Below are 1309 nucleotides of genomic sequence, written 5' to 3'. Positions count from 1 at the left end.
TTTACAGAATGCAAGGAGAATGCCCCGGGGCTTGACCCCGGGGTTGAATCCGACAACTCGTGATACAAACCATTAACTAAACACATCTCTAATTGGGAGATAGCGATGGAGTACAGTCACCGCTACCCCGCATATCCGACACAAGAGGTAGCGGCTGAACTGGAACGTCACATCGACGTTCATCGCCAAGCGTACAACTACACCCGGTACGAGTACGAGAACGTGGACGCCGACAACATCGGTTCCGCGTACAAACACCACTCCCGACTCCCCAGCTGGAAAGACCAGTTCCCCATCTTCTCGGAAGTCAACTCGAAGGCTCTGCAACGAACCGTCACACGGTTCTACCAGAACCTCGACAGCCTCTCCGAGCAGAAACAAAACGGGAACAAGGTGGGGAAGCTCAAGTGGAAGTCACCACGGGAGTTCCAGAGTATGACGTTCTCGCAGTCCGGCTTCGAACTCAAAAACACGAGTGGCCGACGCACGACACTCTGGCTCTCCAAGATCGGTGACATCACCATCCGCTACCACCGCGACATCCCAAACGAAGCCGACATCAAAGAAGTCACAGTCAAAAAGGAGACAACCGGCGAGTGGTTCGTCTCCTTCGGCCTCGAAACTGACGATGCTGGCGTGCCCGAGAAGCCCGACGTGGACTCGTTGGACGCGAGCAACAGCGTTGGAATCGACCTCGGCATCCTCAACTACATCCACACGTCGGATGGCAAGACCGTGGACTGGCTCGGCCTTGAAGCCGAGTACGAACGACTCCAGCGCGAGCAGCGCAAACTCTCGCGGAAGGAGAAAGGCTCGAACAACTACGAGAAGCAACGTCGGGAAGTGGCGAGAGTGAAGCGTCACATCAAGCGGAAGGTGCTGGACTACCAGCACAAGATCACGACGTGGCTCGTCGGTGAATACGACGCCGTGTTCGTTGAGGACTTGAACGTGAAGGGGATGCTCGAACAGTCGCACAACGCCCGCACCAGGCAGGATGCAGCATGGCGACAGTTCATCTCCTTGCTGGAATACAAGGCGGACCTGTACGGCTGTCACGTCGTGCAAGTCGAAGCAAAAGGAACGACGAAAGAATGTGCGTCGTGCGGCGTGGAGACGGCGAAGCCAATCTGGGTCAGGGAACATTCGTGTCCATCGTGTGGGTTCGAGTGTGACCGTGACGCGAATGCGGCGATGAACGTTCTTCAACGCGGCTTTTCTGAATTAGGGCTGGGATGGCCCGAAGACACGCCTGTGGAGACTGCGCTCCCTACGGACACCACTACGGTGTCTGCAAAGCGCGTCGTTG

The 1309-nt window shown here is 56.5% G+C and carries 1 protein-coding gene; it reads left to right on the top strand.

The features are described from left to right. Positions 1-105: 105 nt before the first annotated feature. Positions 106-1309, top strand: a 1204-nt coding sequence (locus AN233_RS01480; RefSeq protein ID WP_058365103.1) for an RNA-guided endonuclease InsQ/TnpB family protein, incomplete at its 3' end; no start/stop codon positions are given.

Source organism: Haloparvum sedimenti, assembly GCF_001462205.1.
In the GTDB taxonomy this organism is placed as follows: Archaea; Halobacteriota; Halobacteria; order Halobacteriales; family Haloferacaceae; genus Haloparvum; species Haloparvum sedimenti.
The sequence above is the reverse complement of the archived record's forward strand: the minus strand, read 5'-3'. Positions and strand labels throughout refer to the sequence as shown.